Annotated in this window: 18 protein-coding genes and 1 tRNA gene; 13 read left to right on the forward strand and 6 right to left on the reverse strand. The window is 59.4% G+C overall.

Annotated features, from left to right (window positions below):
* The first annotated feature begins 300 nt into the window (after nucleotides 1-300).
* The 4 genes from KIV56_RS18015 to KIV56_RS18030 all read left to right on the forward strand — a co-directional run bounded on the left by KIV56_RS18015 (nucleotide 301) and on the right by KIV56_RS18030 (nucleotide 2,130).
* Complete coding sequence (locus KIV56_RS18015; protein WP_281534484.1) at nucleotides 301-897, forward strand: hypothetical protein; 597 nt, start codon at nucleotides 301-303, stop codon at nucleotides 895-897.
* Nucleotides 894-1,457 (forward strand): RNA polymerase sigma factor, encoded by a 564-nt coding sequence (locus KIV56_RS18020; RefSeq protein ID WP_281534485.1) that lies wholly within the window; start codon nucleotides 894-896, stop codon nucleotides 1,455-1,457. Before KIV56_RS18015 ends, KIV56_RS18020 begins: the two co-directional genes overlap by 4 nt.
* Nucleotides 1,454-1,882, forward strand: a complete 429-nt coding sequence (locus KIV56_RS18025) for a hypothetical protein (protein WP_281534486.1) — start codon at nucleotides 1,454-1,456, stop codon at nucleotides 1,880-1,882. The genes KIV56_RS18020 and KIV56_RS18025 overlap by 4 nt, the downstream gene beginning before the upstream one ends.
* 163 nt (nucleotides 1,883-2,045) lie before the next feature.
* Nucleotides 2,046-2,130 (forward strand) — tRNA-OTHER (locus KIV56_RS18030).
* A gap of 234 nt (nucleotides 2,131-2,364) precedes the next feature.
* Here the strand turns inward: KIV56_RS18030 and KIV56_RS18035 are convergent.
* The 4 genes from KIV56_RS18035 to KIV56_RS18050 all read right to left on the reverse strand — a co-directional run bounded on the left by KIV56_RS18035 (nucleotide 2,365) and on the right by KIV56_RS18050 (nucleotide 6,584).
* On the reverse strand, nucleotides 2,365-4,287 hold the full coding sequence (locus KIV56_RS18035; protein ID WP_281534487.1) for a hypothetical protein: 1,923 nt from the start codon (nucleotides 4,285-4,287) through the stop codon (nucleotides 2,365-2,367).
* Nucleotides 4,284-5,288: a hypothetical protein gene (locus KIV56_RS18040; RefSeq protein ID WP_281534488.1), complete on the reverse strand. Its 1,005-nt coding sequence runs from the start codon at nucleotides 5,286-5,288 to the stop codon at nucleotides 4,284-4,286. The genes KIV56_RS18035 and KIV56_RS18040 overlap by 4 nt, the downstream gene beginning before the upstream one ends.
* 91 nt (nucleotides 5,289-5,379) lie before the next feature.
* Nucleotides 5,380-6,270 (reverse strand): hypothetical protein, encoded by an 891-nt coding sequence (locus KIV56_RS18045; RefSeq protein ID WP_281534489.1) that lies wholly within the window; start codon nucleotides 6,268-6,270, stop codon nucleotides 5,380-5,382.
* Nucleotides 6,271-6,281: 11 nt separating this feature from the next.
* Entirely contained in the window at nucleotides 6,282-6,584 is a 303-nt protein-coding gene (locus tag KIV56_RS18050) for a hypothetical protein (RefSeq protein ID WP_281534490.1), read from the reverse strand.
* Between the two features lie 272 nt (nucleotides 6,585-6,856).
* Here KIV56_RS18050 and KIV56_RS18055 point away from each other — a divergent pair, with 272 nt between their 5' ends.
* The 7 genes from KIV56_RS18055 (at nucleotide 6,857) to KIV56_RS18085 (ending at nucleotide 13,782) form a co-directional block, all read left to right on the forward strand.
* Nucleotides 6,857-7,360 carry a helicase associated domain-containing protein gene (locus KIV56_RS18055; RefSeq protein WP_281534491.1) on the forward strand — a complete coding sequence of 168 codons (504 nt, stop codon included), beginning with the start codon at nucleotides 6,857-6,859 and terminating at the stop codon, nucleotides 7,358-7,360.
* Between the two features lie 121 nt (nucleotides 7,361-7,481).
* Nucleotides 7,482-8,054, forward strand: a complete 573-nt coding sequence (locus KIV56_RS18060) for a hypothetical protein (protein WP_281534492.1) — start codon at nucleotides 7,482-7,484, stop codon at nucleotides 8,052-8,054.
* Nucleotides 8,051-8,428 carry a hypothetical protein gene (locus KIV56_RS18065; protein ID WP_281534493.1) on the forward strand — a complete coding sequence of 126 codons (378 nt, stop codon included), beginning with the start codon at nucleotides 8,051-8,053 and terminating at the stop codon, nucleotides 8,426-8,428. Before KIV56_RS18060 ends, KIV56_RS18065 begins: the two co-directional genes overlap by 4 nt.
* 299 nt (nucleotides 8,429-8,727) lie before the next feature.
* Complete coding sequence (locus KIV56_RS18070) at nucleotides 8,728-8,979, forward strand: hypothetical protein (protein WP_281534494.1); 252 nt, start codon at nucleotides 8,728-8,730, stop codon at nucleotides 8,977-8,979.
* 106 nt (nucleotides 8,980-9,085) lie between these two features.
* Entirely contained in the window at nucleotides 9,086-11,047 is a 1,962-nt protein-coding gene (locus KIV56_RS18075; RefSeq protein ID WP_281534495.1) for an SIR2 family protein, read from the forward strand.
* 102 nt (nucleotides 11,048-11,149) lie between these two features.
* Nucleotides 11,150-12,235: a hypothetical protein gene (locus KIV56_RS18080; RefSeq protein ID WP_281534496.1), complete on the forward strand. Its 1,086-nt coding sequence runs from the start codon at nucleotides 11,150-11,152 to the stop codon at nucleotides 12,233-12,235.
* A gap of 539 nt (nucleotides 12,236-12,774) precedes the next feature.
* Nucleotides 12,775-13,782 (forward strand): competence protein CoiA family protein, encoded by a 1,008-nt coding sequence (locus KIV56_RS18085; RefSeq protein ID WP_281534497.1) that lies wholly within the window; start codon nucleotides 12,775-12,777, stop codon nucleotides 13,780-13,782.
* Nucleotides 13,783-14,162: 380 nt separating this feature from the next.
* On the opposite strand, the gene KIV56_RS18090 is transcribed toward KIV56_RS18085, so the two are convergent.
* Nucleotides 14,163-14,612 (reverse strand): hypothetical protein, encoded by a 450-nt coding sequence (locus tag KIV56_RS18090; RefSeq protein ID WP_281534498.1) that lies wholly within the window; start codon nucleotides 14,610-14,612, stop codon nucleotides 14,163-14,165.
* 116 nt (nucleotides 14,613-14,728) lie between these two features.
* Between KIV56_RS18090 and KIV56_RS18095 the strand changes: the two genes are divergently transcribed.
* The gene (locus tag KIV56_RS18095; protein WP_281534499.1) at nucleotides 14,729-15,979 is read left to right on the forward strand and encodes a hypothetical protein; all 1,251 of its coding nucleotides are present in this window, start codon (nucleotides 14,729-14,731) and stop codon (nucleotides 15,977-15,979) included.
* Between the two features lie 492 nt (nucleotides 15,980-16,471).
* Here the strand turns inward: KIV56_RS18095 and KIV56_RS18100 are convergent, their stop codons facing one another.
* Nucleotides 16,472-16,669 carry a hypothetical protein gene (locus KIV56_RS18100; protein WP_281534500.1) on the reverse strand — a complete coding sequence of 66 codons (198 nt, stop codon included), beginning with the start codon at nucleotides 16,667-16,669 and terminating at the stop codon, nucleotides 16,472-16,474.
* A gap of 448 nt (nucleotides 16,670-17,117) precedes the next feature.
* On the opposite strand from KIV56_RS18100, the gene KIV56_RS18105 reads away from it, so the two are divergent.
* Nucleotides 17,118-18,230, forward strand: coding sequence for a DUF4238 domain-containing protein (locus KIV56_RS18105; RefSeq protein ID WP_281534501.1), 1,113 nt, complete (start codon nucleotides 17,118-17,120; stop codon nucleotides 18,228-18,230).
* Nucleotides 18,231-18,426 lie beyond the last annotated feature (196 nt).

Below are 18,426 nucleotides of genomic sequence, written 5' to 3' on the forward strand. Positions count from 1 at the left end.
TGGCCATGGTGGGCTTGGTTCTCGTTCTATCTGAGGAGCAGACGGCCCGGCGACAGTCTCGCGCAGAGCACCATGTCGCGGGGAGCGAGGTTCGCTGAAACGATGGAGCTTCCGGCGTCGGCACGGTGCACGTAACCCACCAATGCGAATGCGAGCCAGGCGCTTTTAGCCGTCGCTGCCGGCGGCACAACGGTGTCTGGGAGAAGATCTTCCATCGTCCAGAGTTAAAGAAGTGTCTTCGACCAGACATGTAGTGAATGAAGACAGAATTCAGGTGTCGAGCTCGGGGGAGGGGGAGAGGTGGACGACGTCGGTCTCAGTGCGGCCTTGAAGAAGGCGGATCCATTCCCGGAAGCCGAAACGTCACACGTAGCGCCATCTCTTCAGCGTCTGGTGCGGTCAGTCGCTGCGTTTGACCACGCAGCTCGGCGTCGGCGCCATCGTCGTTTCTCCATCGGGGCTATCGGCGTAGGCGTTGTGTTGCTCGCTGGCACCGGAGCTTCCGCGCTTCCCGGAATCATTGAGTGGGCCCCGTGGACACCAGACATCGTGGTGGATCGAGCGTTCCCCATTTCGGACGGTACCGGCCTGACAGGGTGTGTCATTGTGATGCGGGTGGACCCGGACTATACAACCGGAGACGGGAACACGGATGCCCACGTCGCCAACGCACGGGCCTTTCTGCAAGGCCATGATTGGTCGACGATCGAGGCCACTCTCGGTGAAGTGTCCGCATTTGACCGGGTCGCACTGGCGCGACAGGGAGAGACCGAGGCGGGCAGGCTGACCGGAGAGGTCACAGAACAGATCGCCCAAGTAATGACGCAGGCCGGGTATCTGGGTCACGGAGTTGCGCTGTCCGCTTCGGAACGCTGCGATACAGGGCACGACAAGTGAGCCGGCCGTCCGATTTCACCTCAGGGGGTTCAGCCGAACGACGTTTGGAAAAACTGCACGAGCAGTTGGCCGGCGACCTGCTCCGCTATTTTGCGCGCAGGGTCACTCCCCAGGCAGATGCGGCCGACCTTCTCGCTGAAACCCTGATGGTTGCCTGGCGGAGACTGGACAAGGTTCCGACGGATGACCAGGGCGCGCGGATGTGGATGTTCGCCACGGCCCGCCGGGTCCTGGCGAATTGGACGCGCGGTCAGCGCCGGCGCACTGCCCTCAGCGATGAACTCCGGGCCCAGCTGATCGAAACGCCGCAACCAGACGCATCCGCCGAGGTCCTCGATGTCCGCCGTGCCCTCGAGGACCTCCCGCGGAACCAGCGTGAACTGATCCGCCTCGTCCATTGGGACGGATTCAGCATCATCGACGCCGCGCGTCTCAGCGGCATCCGAGAATCCACGGCTCGTGGGCGCTACCAGCGGGCGAAAGCCCAGCTCAAGGCTCGCTTGACAGAGGCAACCCATCCATCCGCAACGACATCGCCTATGAAAGTGACGACTCCATGAGCTTCAGAAGAAACCGCGCCCTGATCCTGGTCGCCGCGTTCCTGTTCAGCGGTTCCCTCGCCGGGTGCGCAACGATGTCGCCGAGCGGCGCGGTCACCGATCCGCGTGAGACCGCCAGCTCACCGGGCGCCACTCAGCTTCCCGGGGTCTCACCGCGAGTCTCGGAGTCTGGAACCGGCCCGACGTCGATCATCGTGCCGAACCCGTCTCCCGGTGCTGCGCACGTGGTGTTCTTCGCCCACTTTGAATGCTCCTCCGGCAAGGGCTCGGTCACCCTGGCCGATGACCCGAGCGTGTTCATGGGCGGCGAGTGCTCAGGACCGGCCGACTATCAGATGACCCTCCCCGCCGGACAGCAGCAGTACACCTTCACGATCGATGTCGGAGCGAATAGCACGTACAAGTTCTCCGGCCATTTCAGCTGACGCCAGGGAGCGCATGCCACGCAGGGTGTTCGGGCGCGTATCGGCTGATTCAACACCAAGAAACAGTCATGATTTAGTCATGATGCGCAGCGATACACGACGATAACGGAGTGATTCCAAAGAGTCGCTGAAGCCCCAACTTCCGCATAACTTCAACGAAGTTCGGGCTTTGGTGATCACGATGTCACCTCCAAAATCAGCGTCGGAAGGTCAGGGGGTCGCAGGTTCAAATCCTGTCAGCCCGACCAAAGGGCCGTTCGCGAAACTCTTCGCGAAACCGGCCTTGAAGTCGAAATAGAAAACGCTCCTGAGGATTCTCAGGAGCGTTTTCTTGTATCTGGGTGGCTCACGGTCGACGGCGGCTGTAGTTCTCCAGTTGTCAGTCGAGTGGAGGCTGGCTTTTCCGATTTTGCGCGCGCCGGATTGTCTCGAATGCTGGGTGGTTTGCTCTCTCGGGCGGTGTCTGGGCAGTCGGGTGACTGTTATACCCGCTGCGGTGGGCCGCCGGTCTCGTCGTCGGCATCGGGGCGTTTCAGTTTGTCTGGGCGTTCTACTCCGAGCGGGTAAGTGTCGGTGTAGGGGTTGTGCCATTCGCGGTCGCGTCGCCGGATGAGGGTAGGTTCTCCATGGACGTGTTTCTTGGCGTCGGCTTTGATTTTGTCGCTGATGAAAGCCGCGATTTTGCGGAGGTTGAAGTTTGTCAGCAGGATGGTGACGATGATCTGGGCTGCGCCGAAGCCTCGGACGCGTCGGCGGCTGGCGGATTCGATGTCCTCGGTGCCGCCGCTCTTGATCTGGTGATTGAGCGATTCGATGGAGTTACGGGCGTGGGTGTGGAACTTGTCCCATTCCGGGGTGCCGTATTCGAATGCCTGCGCCGTTCGCTTGAAGTTTGCGATGTCGAATGACACGGAGTGCTTGATGCAGATGGCGTCGGTGAAGTCGCTCAAGTCTGCGCTGTCTACAGCGGGGCGGGGCCGGTCCGTCGCGGTCTTCAGGAGTTCGCGCAGGGGACAGGTCACGGTTGGGCTGGGGCCAAGGGCGGGGCACCTCAGTACGGTGCGGCCCTTTGCATCTGGTTTCTCTTTGACGTGGAGTTGAAACGCGGAGCGGCTCTTGATTCGCTCCCGGTATGTTGCGGTGTCGATGATGTGGCCCAGGAGTTCCTTCGTCGCATTCTGAAGAGGTTTGGGAGTGCCGGGACAGTAGGTGCTGCCTTCGATGAAGAGCGCACCGTGGTCGCCACCTTGATGGCCAAGTCGGTCGACGCGGTAGTCCGTCGAGGGTGTGAAGCCCTCGTTGAGTGCATCGTCATGAAGGCGTTCGGTTGTGGAGTTTGCCCAGTACTGCTTGTCGGCGTCGCCGACGCCGGCCTCCAGTCCGAGGGCTTTGGTAGCTCTCATGAGGGACACGGCTTCTTCGGCGACTCGGACGTTGGGCAGGCTCATGGTAGCGGCGACGGCGAGTCCGGGGAATCTGTGCTGTCCGGGGGCTTCGGAATCGACGCGGACAGCGATGTTGATTTCCCAGCCCCAGCGGTAGTTCGCGGAGCCAGCCTTCTTATCAGGAGTGGTGTTGTCGATTTGCCCTTTGGGCGCGTCGACGCGTTCGCCGGTTGTGACGTGCCAGCCGGCGAACGCATCGACCGGGCCTGGCTTCAGGGTCTTCTTCTCTTTGGTCTCGGTCTCTGTCTTGACGCGACTTGCGAGATTTTTCCGAGAGTAGCCCTTGGTTGTCGGGGTGCCGACGTAGGTCTGGTCGAAGGAAATATCAACCTTCTTGGAGGCGCGACGGATGTCGCGGGGCTGCTCGTTGTACGTCATGACGAGGAACAGCTTGGTGAATTCGTCGAGGCGTGCTTTTCGTTTGTCCGCCAGCACCTCATCGTGCATGCGGAGGATTTCCTGGATCTGCGTGTAGGTCTTGGAATGGCGGCGTTCCTGCGGGAACGGATCCATCAGGGCGTTGATGCGGTTGAAGGCACGGCTGGTGTTGGCGTACCAGCGGCTCTTCTCCGCGACATGGCCGACGAACGCTGTCCTTGGGGTTTCCAGGCCGAGGAGTTCACGGGAGGCGGCGCTGAGGCGGAACATGAAGAGGTCACGCACGCTCGTCAGGAACATTGACGTTCCTTCTTTAGCGAGCAGAAGAAGGGCAGTGAGGAGCGCCTTTTCGGAGATGAGTGACGGACGACCGCCGACGCCGATACCGCTGGCATCTTCATCGGTCCATTGCTGCAGTCGTTCGAGGACCCCGGTCTTTCGAACCCGGCTTTCCATGAGCGCCACGGTTTCGTCGTCAATGAGCTGGTGGATGCGGCCGCGGCCCATGACCTCGGTCTGTGTCATACCGCCCAGGTCGGGCGCGTACCCGTTGAACGCGTAGTCGATGTCGCCGGCGCTCACCGGGCGACCTCTTCGCCAATAATGAGGCCCACGTACGCGTCGATGTTCGCGGTCTGGGCGTAGATGAGGTGCTTGTCGAGGCTCTGGGCTGTGACGAAGCCGGCGATGGCCAGGAGCACTGGGACAGGAAGCCCGTTATCGATTTGTGCGACGATCCAGGTCGAGCGCAGTCTGGACACGGTGGCACGGACGCGGGCGGGGTGTTCGGTCAAGAAGCTCTGAATAGCACGGGGCCTGTACTCGTCCCAGCGATAGCCGCGAAAGACGTACTCGTCGGGGTTCGTACGACCCTGCACGCTGCGCATCAACGTGCGGTTCCAGAGGTGCATGACCGGGACTCGTCGTGCACATTTTCCAGGGACGTTGACGAACACGCGGCCGTCGATGACTTCAATGTCGCTGATACGCGTATCGATGATCTCGTGTGCGCGGAGACCGGCGCCGCCGGCGAGGCCGAGGAGCGCCCAAGCGTTTTGCCGTTTCAGGTCTGTGGTGAGGCTGGCAGCCCAGCTGTGCATCGTGGCTGCGTCAGAAACGGTGAAAGGGCTGCGTCTACGTCCGGGAAGGTGCGGTGCCGGGAGGCGTTTGATACCCGCGTCGGCGAGGGTGTCGGCGATGGTACCGACCTGCCGGACGAACCCCCACCGGTGAGACTCCGAATGCTTGGGAAGGCAGGCGTGTAGGTAGAGGGACACGTTGTTTTGCGTGTAGACGCGCTCGACAGTGAGCTGCGTGCCCGTAGTCGTCCATACCCAGGCACCGAACCGCGCTGACATCGACATCAGGCGCCTCGCCGCGTCGAAGGTACGCGGCCGCATCTGAACGGCGTTCGAGATCGTGAATTCGCGCACGGCCTCCCACTGAACGGGGGAGATCTGCGGGCGGTAACGCACGATGATTCCCCACGCGAAGTCGGGAAGCTCCGGGTCCAAAGCGCGCAGGTGCGCATACGTCGCGGAGTCGGCGAGAAAAATGTTGTGGAGTCGGTCTTTTCTGTTCACGAACATTACGTGCGTGGGGCGATCCCGAAACTGTCGGCAGCGAACCCTCTCCGTGAACACTAACCATCACCGCTCTGCTTGAATTTCCTGATCAGTGGGATTTACTTGTCTCAGGTAGTGCGCTAGTGTGCCCTGTTTTGGGGGCAAATGCGGCGATCTTGTCGAGCGCGGCGAAGTTCTTCAGCCCCGAAATTCGCAGCAATTCCTTAGGCGGCGTGCCGGCATTGAGATGCTCGAGCAGCCAAGTCGTGCGCATCCGGCTGGGCCTCACATCCAGCTCGGTACGGGACCTTAAGAGAAAATCCGTGAGCTGTCCCGGGCTGGCCCCGGTCCGACCAGGCCGGAAGATCAACGCGGCCGGGTCGAGGTCTGCCAAGATCCTGCGCAAGGGTCGCTGCCAATCGGGTCGGACCGGAACGACGCGCGGCCGGCCCTCCCACACGATGACGTGTATGTCATCGTCGCGGGTCTCGAGGTCTGCGACGCGGGCGCCGAGGATCTCTCGAGTGGCGAGGCCGGCGCCAAGTCCCAACGCCAGAAGGACAATCGCGTCATGGTGACGCCGGGGCGTGCCCTGCGCCGCCGCCCAGCTGTGGAGTGCCGCGACTTCTGCGCGCGTGTAGGGCTTCGTTGGAGCCGAACGGGGGATAGCGCGCCGTGAGCGGACCGTCTCGGCGGGGTTGAGCGCCTCCACCATGATGGTCAGCGTTGCCCGGTGGGTGGCTTTGCTGCCACGGGCATACGACGCCATGCCCAGGTGCACGAACTCCTCAACGACGACCAGGCGAAAGATGCGTGGCCGTTCCAACGGCGTGCCTCGGCTCTGCCAGCACCACATCACGAAGGCCACGGCGGCCGGATACAACGACCGTGCTTCGCGTCCCGAAATGCTCGCGGTGTCCGCGACCGCGGCATTGACGAACTCACCGATTTTGTCCCAGTAGGGAAGAGCATTGATCGGCCGGTAGTCGAGCGGCGGCACAGCACCGGCAGTCATAGCCGGCCCGGCTGTTCGGGCATCGGCTCGATGCGAACCACCGGGCTGGATTCCCGGGTGGTGAACCACACGTCAGGAACCCACAAGTTGATCAGAAGGATCATCGGCCTTCCGCGGCGACACTGCATCACTTCGACCAGGTCGATGTCTTCGCCATCACAGCGAAGACCGTGACGCGCCACGAGAGTCGGATCGGTCGTTCGCCGGAAGACTCGCCGGTTGAAATCGAGCGTGTAGTGGCTTCCTGATTCTGTCGTCACCAGGTAGCGGCCGGTCGCCTCGTCCGTCAGGGCGTCCATAGACCCGTCTCCGTTCTCGCGGGGAGACATCCGCACTCCGGGCAACTCGGGCCGCTGAAGAACCACCGTAGGCATTTGCCGGAATCCAAACCACCGACTCAGCGACAAATCCGCGCTCAGACGACCTTCCGCGGAACCGCGCATAGGTCCGGGGAGGCCGCAATTGGTGCGACCCGGAAGGGCGCGCCATGCGACACGAAACCGATCCGAACTACCTCCACACGAGAGCCGTCACGCTCTGGAGGCAAACCGGAGAACCAGACCAACGATCTGTGCTCTACGCAACCGCTGACGGGGACTTAGCGTCAAGGCGAGGGCCACGTCGAGGCGGAAGCAAGCGGGCCGACAATTGGGAGGCTGCCCTCCATCGCTACGAAGAGTTCGCGCGCACCCACGGCCACACCCCTCGTGAGAACACGCGAGATCGCGCCAGCCTGCCCGGTGTTGAGCGCCGCCTGGGGGAGTGGGCCCGGTATCAAAGACGCTACGCCGACACGCTCACCAGCTTCCAGAAGATCCGGCTCGACGTCTCACCCGCCTTCAACTGGGATCCTCTCGACAGCGTCTGGCAAGCGCGCCTTGCAGACTGCGTGCGACATGTGCGGGACACGGGACGACTGCCGTACCTGAACGGGGCGGATCCGGCAGAATTTGCGCTCGCTCGTTGGCTCGGCAGGCAACTTCGGCAGCTGCAAACGGGCACTCTCCGCACGGATCGTGCCGTGCGCCTGACCGAGCTTCTTTCAATGGTCGTCGGTAAAACACCGAGCCCGTGACAACGTTTTAGCGAATTCAATGTCGGATCGTGAGAGGCGCTGTAGCTTCGTTCGAACGGATCTCAAAGAACGGCATCGCGCCGCGCATGAGACAAACTTCGCGACTGATCGGTAGGACAGCATGGCACCGAAAAGCGACAGGGTTCCGATGCCACTCTTCATGGACGTGGACGGTGGACTCTGCGGCATGCCCTTCAACAACGCGGCTGTCTGGTGGGAATTGGAGAGATTTCCGACGTTCGCTCCTGCGCCGTATCCCGCGCATGCCTGGGCAAGCCGCGCCGCGATTTCCGCCTTGAACGACCTGGTCGACGAGCGACTCATCGAACCGATCTGGTGCACATCCTGGGACGCCGGCGCCAACTACCTCATTTCGGCGCTCGGGCTGCACGGAGGATCTTGGCGAATCGCCCCCGTGGGCACGCGACAAGGAGACCTCATGCTCCGGGACAACTGGATCAAAACCCTAGCCATCAGTCGAATCCTAAAGGGCGAGGCGTTCGTCATGGTCGACGACCTACTCGGCGACGACAGCACCAGACCGTGGACGCCCCAACGGCGCAGCATACACCAGACCTTCGGCAGCGCGAACTCGCTCCTGCTCGGCACCAAACCAGAGAAGGGATTGACCGTCGTTGAAGTGCTCCGTATTCGTGAGTATGTGACGGAGCGGAGCGAAGGGCCCGGGAAGTGAGGGCAGAAATACTGTGGAGGAATATTGAGACGACCTGGGGACTTCTCACTACCGACGAAGTATTGGAAGTCCTAAAAATGCCGGCAGGAGAAACCGGCTCAGTTGAGAAGATGAGGAAGAATGGCGAGATTCTCGCGGTCAGGCGAGGTGGCGTCTATGTGTTTCCCGGTTTTCAGTTCGTGGCGGGTCATGTCGAACCCGTCATCGCTCAGTTGATTGCGCTCGCCGTCGAAGTCAGATGGTCGCCAGAAGTGCTCGTCATCTGGCTCTGCTCACCATCCGGCTACTTCGGGGGAGATCGACCGATCAACCACTTGCGCGATCCGAACGAGCTCCTGGCGAAGGCACGGAATGAAGCAACCGTCGAGTGGTAGTCCCATAGCGAGACTTCCTGACGGTTGCTCGTTGTGCGGTCGCAATGGCTAAGCGGAGGATCGTCCGAATCTGCAATCCAAGCGAATGTCTCTACTCGGGGGTCCTAGATAGTTGCCTCACCAGTCCATTCCCTGGCTTCAGCTACGCGCGAATGCCATGACCCAAGAACAATCCTGTTGCCATCGTGTCAGCGTGACGCGTTGTCTGCTTTGGTAAGCCTGCGTCGCAGAGATCGGTGACCGACGCATCCGCAGTCGTGCAATGATGTTGATGAATCGTGAACGTCTGGAGAGATTTCGTGGAAATCGAATGGGAATCCGACGGTATCGAGCTTCCAGACAGCGTTGAGCGCGCGCTTCAAGATGACTCGCTTGTCCTGTTCTGCGGGGCAGGCATCTCCGCGGCCTGGCCTTCGTCGCTGCCCGGCTTTCGAGGGCTCGCCGCATCAATCGCCGATGAGCTTGGTCGTTCGGACCTCTTCCCTGCGGATCCAGAGGCTGTTGTCCAGTTTGATGTGGTCATGGGCGAGCTCAACGAGCCTGCAAGGTGACGTGCATGCGAGAGTGGCCTCGCGCCTTCGCTCGGTGGTTGAACCCAATAGCTATCACTCAGACTTCCTTCAGATTATGAGCGGTCCGCGCAGTGCGCCCAGAATCGTGACAACAAACTTTGACTTGCTATTCGAGGCGGCGGCAGGGCGTCTGGAACTTCCATTGGACGTGTATGTTGCCCCAGCTTTGCCTCTCGGAAATGATTTCCGCGGGCTCGTTCATCTTCATGGCCACGTCGATGCGCAACCCGGTCAGAGAATGGTAGTCACGGATAGGGACTTTGGACAGGCATACATTACAGAAGGCTGGGCCACTCAGTTTCTGACACGGATGTTCGAGAGGTACACCGTTGTCTTCGTTGGCTATAGCGCGGACGACACTGTTATGCGATACCTCGCCCGTGCGTTGCCGGCAGATGCGAGTCGTCGATACGCGTTCACGGAGTTGGAACATCCCGAAAAGCTTGGATCAAAGTGGAGCCGACTTGGCGTCACGCCGATCCCATATCCCTCATCTGCCAATACTCGTCATGAATCTCTTCAATCCTTCGTGCACCATTGGCAAGAGCGTGTTTCCGCTACGGCGCAAGATCGTTTTGACTCAGCGGCAGCTATCGTTGACAGCGGCCCAGGCAACCTCAAATACTCCGAACGACGAATTCGCTGGCTGCTCGCCGATCCAGAACACGCTCGCCATTTTAGGAGTACCGCGGAGCCAGTAGCGTGGATGGCGGTACTGGACGGTCTTGGTATTTTGGCGCCACTCTTCGACTCAAGCGCGCCCGATTGCGATGAAGTAGCGGCTTGGGCGCTATGGGTGGCTAGTAGCCTCTCAGCGGATCACGGCGAGGTACTCCTATCCATAGTGAGTCAGCACCAGGGCCATCTCTCGTCAGGCCTCTGGTTGAATATCTGGTCGCATCTCTATGGCAACTATGAGAACACGACCTTCTACCGCCGTCTCTTGTTGGTAATCTCGGCGGACCAGCCTTCAAAGGATCGTGAACGGCTCTCCTCATTGCTGCGCGGCGTGGCCACCCAGGACATTGAAGCTGCTGAGACTCTGTTGCATCAACTTCTAACTCCTCGCCTTGGATTCCGGAGCAGGCAGAGTTGGCTCGGCGGTCGTGATTCGATGGACACCGAGACGACGCTCGCTTGGAGGAATTCTTCCATTCGGGATGCGTGGCCGATTATGCTGCCGGCGCTCTCAGATCCGGGCCACCTTCTCTCCGTCGTACTCAACTTGATCCGCGCAGTTGAGGCAACTGAATCACTATTCGACGGCGACGGCCGACGGGATGCGCTGTCTATACGGCGGGGCCAGGTCGATGGCGTCGAACCCTATATGAGCGACGATCCTTACGTTCTTGTGGTCGACATTGCACGTGATCTGCTTCGTGAGTTCGTCCGGACCCAAGGTCCAAAGCAAGCGCTCGACCTATTGGATAGTCCCTCCGAGATGGTGCGCCGTTTGGCGCTCGATGCGCTAGCCGAGTCAAGGCGAGTCGAAGCAGACAGGCTCGTCGGCCTCATTGCTCGGCGGGACCTCATTTACGATCTGTCAACGAAACCCGAAACCTTCCGATTGCTCCGTGTCATGTACCGTCATGCATCGAGGGCGATGCAGGAGGAACTGCTGGCGCAAGTCGCAGGAGGGACCGCTCCTCAGCGAAATGCTGAGGTGCGAGAGTACGAGCGGTACAACGTCTTGGTCTGGCTGAGCGCGGACGCGAGCTCCGACGATCCGGTTCACGCGGCCTTACATACGCTGCAGTTGCTTCACCCTCGATTCGGACCGCGCGAGCACCCTGATCTGAATTCCTGGATTCAATCGGGCTCCGGAGCGGATCCGGATCCGGAACCTGAGGGTATCTATCGGGGCAAGTCTCTGCGACACATGGTTGCGCTTTTGGCCGCTCTTCCTGAAATTGACGACATATACGACAATGCTTCAGTACTTCGTGAGGTGCAAGACAGGCTCGATGCGGAACAAGGTCTAGAGAGCTCGACCTCTTGGATGAGTTTGTCAATCAGTCGTTCTGGTCACCAGCAGTCTGGACGCTGACGTTGGAAGGAAGCGATCCGCAGACAAGGAACATGGTCAGCAGGGTCAATCCTTGAGCGTGTCGATCACTTTCGGGGTGACTTTTCGGAGATAGGTCGACGCTTGGTCTATCCGATTACGTATCCGGAGAGCGGCACCGAACCGTCTCCTGGGCTTGCTTTGGAGCGATGCCGACTCCTGCTGGGCCTCTGGCGACGTGCCGTGGCGGTGCCTTCGGACGAGCCACCGACCGATCCATCTCAGGCCCACGCGACTGCGCGGGGTTCTCTTGCGTTTGCATACGTCGAAACAGTTTTGCGCCTTGCTCAGAAGCGTGACGTCGTTGAAATCGACGGCGGGGGGCTAGCAGGCCTCACGGAACTGATGGGCGCACAATCGGTCAACTCGTCAGATCCCAGCTCGATGATGGTGGCGAGGTTCGCGGGCTACATTCTGGAAATTGCTCCGGATTGGTTTGATGCATATATGCAGTCCGATTTACACGAAATCACTGAATCGGCGCAAAGCTTAAGCCTCTGGGCAGGAATCTACTCTGCTCGATTTATGTCAAAAGAGCTTCGCCTACGCACCCGAGACGCTACGCGTATCGCTTGGCCGCTTGTGGCTCGATGTCTGCCAAGCACGGTCGAAGCATTCATTCAGATCCACGCAGCGCACTTTGTCTTTGACACACTGGCGGATGAGCACACGTGGGCTGATCCCTTTGTCGCGGCGGCACCGGTGACGACGCGGGCAAGATGGATCCGTACCATCGTGCACCACCTGGATGGGAACGATTCGGACTTCCAAAGGCTTCTCTTTGCATACTGGCAACACCGCCTTGACGGTCAGCCGCCGTTGCACGGGGCAGAGCAAAGGGCCCTTTTGGAATGGACCACCCTGCGAGGCATAGATGTCCAGCGCGCAACTTCCCTATTCGTCGCCGGACCGCACGTCTGGATCTCAGACAGTGAAGGGGGCTTCGACTACTTCGATGTCGACGATTTTCCTTTGAACGACAATAATGCCTTCTTGCGACTGTGCAACCACCTCTTGATGGGACGAACGACAATTCCTCCTTTTCTCAATATGCTCGTCGACGCAACGAAGGAGGCAAGTGCTGAGGACGCAGGGTTGGCGAGAGAGATTTGGGGTCGACTGCTCGAGTTAGGATTTGGTCCGGCGCGCAGCTATCTGGACGTGGTCTAGCCTCGACGGTACAAGTCGAGCGGGATCGATTACTGTTCGACAGGAGCAGTGCCGACAATCACGGCGAGTCTCCATGCGTCCAGGCGTTTGGACGAATGTGGCGCGAAAATAGTTGGCGGACTGTCTTTGAGGATCCTTCGGTGTAGGTGAGGTCTAATTTGCTCCATCCAAGGATGGAGAAGGCTGCGTGTGGAGAATCTCCCGCCAGCGCAAAGGCGCAGTGACCGCTCGTGCCGAAAACGCGGAGTTCGTCGACTGAGTTTCATGCAACTTTGGCCTAGATCCCGGCGGGGACGCCTACCAATGTCGCTGGTCAGCAGGAAGATGAGGATATGACCGAGACTTCCGCCTCTGGCTCGTTAGATACCTCCTGGACCCCGGAATCCGTGCCTATCGCCGATGAGCACAAGGCTCGACTAGCGTCTTTCCAAAGCGGCGACGAGAGATTCGTCTGAGGCGTTCATAGAGACACCGGCGCGCCATGGTTTTTGCCGGAAGACACTGCACACGAATCACGTTCATTCGTCAAGGAACACGTCGTGTGCCCCGTTCCCGGCTGTCGGGCTCAACTTACGACCGCGCACCGTGCAAAGAAGCGCGACGGTCTCCAGCACATGTCGGACGGCGGTGGCCACTCGCGAGAGTCGATATTTCATTCGCAGGGGTGCGCTCTTGTCGAAGAATGGCTGGGGCGAGACTTTCCGAAGTCGCACGTCCAGCGGGAGGAATACACGAACGAGCTGGGGGAGCGCAGAGCAGACGTGCTGCTCACGGGGCCCGCTGGTGAGCGTGTCGCATTTGAGATTCAATACAGCCCGATCACCCCAGACGCTTGGCGGAACAGGCATGACTCCTATCGTCGGCAGAATATTGCTGACGTCTGGCTTTTTGGTCATACAGGCAAGCAGCTCCAGCTCCGCCCAAACGGCACCGTATCCGTCAAGCCGACACACGAAGCCGTCGTTGAGCTCGGCTCCGCACTCATGTTCATCAACCCAGAGCAAGAATTGATAGCTGTCGCAGTTGGTCAAGGTCGAGTGTTCAAGGCCGCGCTCGATGGTTATGGTGATGAAGAAGTTCAAGTTTGCGACGTACTGGATGCCGCCATTCTTGAGCTTCGACCTGTCGCAGAGTTCCGACCGACGAATGGCAGAGGGTTGGGCGGCAATTGGCTAGACGGGCTCTATTCGCGTACCGACAACCTTCGGCGACACAACGAATCAGAGCGGGCGCGCGCCGCAGAACAACGGGAGCGCGCCGCAAGAGAATGGGAAAGCATCCGTCTGGAAAAGATTGCCCGCCAAGCGAGATGGGAGGAACGGCGTCGACCTGAGCAGGAGAAGATTCGGAGGCTCTTCTCGTCCGTTGAACGGTGGGGCCGAAGTGAAGCGCTCACTTCAATCACGTCGTACTTCGGTGACTTTCTGAGGGGCCGAATAGAGATGAACGAGAACTCGACTGCACCTTCGGTGCGGCTCATACGGTGGCAATGTGTCGTTTACTTTGACTTGATCGCGGGCCGAGACAAAGAGTTCCGGAACGCGTGATGCGTACAACGCCTTCATTCGACGCGGTGTGAACATGGGCCAACCCGACGCGTTCAAGCAAATCGCCCGCTACCTCTATCGCCTGGAGGAGGACGGGTACCTCCGCAGACTTCCGGACTACCAACGAAACTCATTCCCGAGATTTGTGCCGACGACCAGCGGTGCTTGGTGGTGAGCGCCGGGGCAGCCGACATAGTCCGTTGCGACTTCGAGTGCTCTCTGTTGTCGCCATAACCGAGAAGTCCGAACCCTTGAGCCTGAGGAGGTGAACGGTCGAAAGGCTCAGTTGCTCCCAATCTCTCGTAGGCCCTGCAATCCGGTGGGCAGGGACGGAACCGGGACTTCGGAATGGCCCGACAACATGGCCGGGAACCGTTTCGTTACTCTGCGATATGGCCGCCATCGGAGCTGGCGAGTTTGATTCCTGGAGCAACCTGCGACGAACTACCAGCCGCACGGTTCTTGTACCAGTATTCGAATGTGACTGAAATCAACACTATTGCGCCGGCTATGCCATAGCCCAACCAGCCGATATGGCCAGTTATATCAAGAAAATAGAGTAGGCCAACAGCGGCGAAAGCCGCGAAGCTAGCGAGCAGGCTGACCTTGCTCGCCCCATTAGCAATGACTACTGCGGTTATGGCAGTGGGCGCCACTAAAGCAAACGCGAACGATGCCAGATCGTCGAAGTGAGGATCTCCTATTTGGGCCAGCACAGATGCGAAGACGGTAAGGAGCGTAGCGAGCAGCGAGTACACGCCGACGCAGAACCAACGTGTTTCTAATTTCATGCCTGGCCTCGTATTTTTGGGAATGGCTGCGATATTCACTTGCTGATCGTATCCGTCGAGATCGCGTGATGTTCCTTGGATATGCTTGGGGAACGATTCGGCGACGCCAGACAGAGGAAGATTTGGCCCTAGGTGAATCACAAGAGATTGGGCTCATGTCTTACCCATCGACGACGCCGGCTGGTCAAGAAGACTCGGGGCCGCCTGCTTTCGAAAGTGGAGATCTTGACGTACTCGTTACGGCGCTTCTTGGCGTGCGCGACCGGGAGATGCGGGGTTTCGCGCCGGGTGTAGATTCAGTCCAAGATTCTGAGGGTCAATGGAACGACTTCAAGTTCTCGATTGACGTGGTCAGCCTGGTTGACATTGTATCTTTCTTGCTCGAACTGATCCCGGCGAAGTCGGTGCCGACAGCCGACAGAATCGGGTGGGACTTTGCCTTCGAATTTCAGAAGACCCCATGCCGGCTGCGTTGGTTGAAATCTGGCCTTTGGCTGAAGCTGTGGCTTCCCGAGGGCGGTAAAGTGAGCGCCGTCCAGGTCAGCAATGAAATCGAGCGACGTCTCAGTCGCGCATCGATGAGCGTCTATCAGAAGGCGATCCTGCCTCTGGTAAGAAACGAAATGGTGCGAAACCAAGTCACCGTCGTGAATCAATTTCCGCGCTATCGCGGCATGGTGGACTACTTCATCGGACAACTCCAAGAGCTTCGCGCTGCGGGGCCACCGCAACGGAAGCATGAACCGGTTGACGATGCTGACGAGACTCCTTTGTCGCGAATCGAAGCCAGCATGAGTCAGGTCCTGATAGATGTCCAGCATTCTCGCGAAGAGGCGTATGTAGGCACGGCTCTGCTTGCTGCTTACTTCGCCTACGCCCAGCATGTACTCGTGATCCTCACCGCCTTCTCGCCGCGTGCGCTGGAAGAGCGGTTCTCGATAGTCGCCCTTCTCGAAGCGCAATGGTCGGAGCAATTCGACATTGCGTTTCCACCGCCGTATCAGGGCAACATAGGTCGGGCCAAGAGCGACCTCAGCCGACTAGCGCGGAACTACCGCAATCCGTTGCTTCATGGCGGGGGTGGGCGCTCCGCAGATGGAATGTTCGTAAGCTGGGCGCCTGGTCGATCAGTCCTGGTGACAGACGACGGAGAGCCCACATCGCAATTCATGCTCTGGCAAGCGTCTCTTTCAAGTGCGGAGCTTGTGGATATTCTTGCGCGAATTGAACGTATCGATGAAGCTTTCGAGGAGCACCCCTTCTTCGGATGGGTTCGCGCTGGCCTGCAAGCCGAGTTCCACCCGGATGCAATCCGACGTGCACTACGCGCTTTGGAGGGGAATGAAGCCGGTCTCTACACGATGGCCGCCGACGAAGAACTTGACCGAGCGGTCAACTGGGACTAATCGCACAAACCTCTGGATGGGCGCTAGAAGCGAATCGATGAGTCGGTCTATTCGCGAAACAGTGAAGCCGAGTTCGAATCAACCGGTTGGTCCCGGGCCTCATCGGCGAGGTGGTTGTGGAGACGTGCCCCAACGAATTGCGTTGCGCTTACCCTGAGCGTCGACGGGCGAGTCCTGTACCCCGGTCTATGCGCGGTCAGGGCCGGAGTGCCTCCTGACACAGCTGAACAGGCTTCAACACAGTGGAACACAGCTCATCAGCGCCGGCGCATGGCAGTGTTTGCAAGGGATCCGAGGGTCAATCACAGCTGGCACAGCATTTCGCGCATGTGCCCCTATAGGGGGATCTGGGAGCTTATATGCGTGTAGAGCCCTCTAATTTAGTAGGGTCCCGTAACTTAACTCTTTTTTTCTCTTATAAGAGATATGTACTACTGTACTGACTGTGTTGGGCCTTGCATCCCTTGTCCCGTAAGGGATCGGCCGGGACAGTTAAGCTGCGCAGGACTGTGTTTGCTGTGTTGAGGGCCCCGAAATCAGCTCTCCGCGCCCGTCCTCGACGCGAGCGAAGTCCGCTCCGTCGTAGATGCCTTCCGGGACCAGGGCGAAGTGGTCGATTTCTTCGATCTGCCTGATTTCTTCGATCTGCCTGATTTCGTAGACGATATTATTGATTTCATCGCCCTGCACGCCGATCTTGAATGGCGGGGGTGTCGGCTCGTGCGCACGGCTGTGAGCCTGCCGACGAGCGACAAACCAGCGCCTCTTTCACGGCCAGACCGGTTAGCTACGGTTCAGTGGGTCACGTACCTGGCTATTTGGTGCCACATCTTGGCGGGGCGAAATCGGTTTCTTGACGTCACTATCGTCACCACCGCTATCGTGGTGCTCATGCGCCTAGCCATCGCAGCTGTTGAGCACGAATCAACCGAAACAGGCAACGTGCGAGCCCACGAGGGCTGGGAGCCCGATTGGATTCAGGGATTTTTCACCAGCGTGCTTCGATGCCAGCGCGAGGCGGGTTTCGGCCGTGCTGACATATCCGCTCATATCGGTCAGCACAGTCCATTCGGGGCTGGACAGCCTGGCGCTGCAGTGCCGGCATTGTCTGCTGCTGTGGCTAAGTTGAGACCATGGCATGGGCACAATGAACCTCGACGACTGGACTGTCAAGTCCGTTCGCAACCCATGGGGAAAGGTTCCAGTGACGGCGAGCGGCAAGTCCCTTTCGGGCAGCACCCGTGAGTACATGGACCGCCTGCTGGAGCAACAGAGGGCTCCGGACACGGTCAGTCGCCGACATCACTATGTTCCACGGGCCTACCTGCGGCAATGGTCGTCGGACCGTAAGCGAATCTGGGCTCTTGACACCGCTACCGGAGCGGTAAAGCAACTAGGGCTCACCGACGTTTGTGTTAAAGAAAACTTCTATCGAGTCCTCGGCCCCGACGGCATGCCGCATAACCGCGTCGAGTTGATGTTCGGCGTCGTGGATGCAGAACTTCGACGAGTCCAAGTCCTGCTGGCAGACCTAAAAGACCCTGACCAACTGAAGTTCGATGATCTGCTGGGACTTGGAGTTTCGATGGCTGTGCAGCGGATGCGAACACTGCAACAACGTCGAGTTCAGCTGCAGTACAACAGGTGGATCGTCGCCCAGAACCCATCTCAGCACCAGTCGATTGACGCTACTGCCGACAATCCTCTTCGCCTTGCCAGCATCCACACGGAGTTGCTGTTCAAGAGCATGTGGGGTGCCGCAGACGTTCTCACAACTCGGCAGATCGAAATCTGGCACGACCCGCAAGGTCGATTCATGACCTGCGACGCACCCGTAGCGGTTCCGTTCAGTAACAACGTGCGGCCCGGTCTGATGGCGGCTCCGTTCATACTGTGGCCGGTTAGCCCTCAGCGTGCGGTGGCTCTGAGTAACGAACTAGTGGGCGAAAAGGCGGTGATCCGCGTGGCCACAGGAAAACTGGTGGGCATAGCCCGGACGGCTGTGGAGCAAGGGAGGGAACGGATGATCTTTGCCAGCGAGGAGCAGCGACACCGGCTGCCCGAAGGCAAAAAGTTTCGCCGGCGCACTCAGTCTCGGTTGCGGTGTGCGAACCACACACCACAAGGAGAACGCCTATCTCAACCGGGATGTTGCGTGGAGTGGTCGGAAACCTACGCCGCAATTCCAGACATTGCCCTGTGCGACCAGGGACTGCACTCTCCAGCACCAGCGATTTTCACCTCAGCATAGGTCCATCAATGAACGATTCCCGAACTGAGTTCAACCGCAACATGCGAACAATTAGGCAGCAGGAGGCAAGCGCGCCGACAGCAGCCCCCACAGGTCTGCTGCCAATAGAATGACCTCAGTCTTTCAACCGCACCCTCAAGGAGCTGCCGCCCGTTATGGCTGAGAACAATAAAGGCGCGTTCACCTGGTCAATCGC

This window comes from Cryobacterium breve, assembly GCF_027594785.1.
Classification (GTDB): domain Bacteria; phylum Actinomycetota; class Actinomycetes; order Actinomycetales; family Microbacteriaceae; genus Cryobacterium; species Cryobacterium breve_A.

Coding starts and splice junctions, on each gene's coding strand:
- KIV56_RS18025 (WP_281534486.1), top strand. CDS start 1,454: ATGAGCTTCAGAAGAAACCGCGCCCTGATCCTGGTCGCCGCGTTCCTG.
- KIV56_RS18095 (WP_281534499.1), top strand. CDS start 14,729: ATGTCTTACCCATCGACGACGCCGGCTGGTCAAGAAGACTCGGGGCCG.
- KIV56_RS18105 (WP_281534501.1), top strand. CDS start 17,118: ATGGGCACAATGAACCTCGACGACTGGACTGTCAAGTCCGTTCGCAAC.
- KIV56_RS18060 (WP_281534492.1), top strand. CDS start 7,482: ATGGCACCGAAAAGCGACAGGGTTCCGATGCCACTCTTCATGGACGTG.
- KIV56_RS18050 (WP_281534490.1), bottom strand. CDS start 6,584: ATGGACGCCCTGACGGACGAGGCGACCGGCCGCTACCTGGTGACGACA.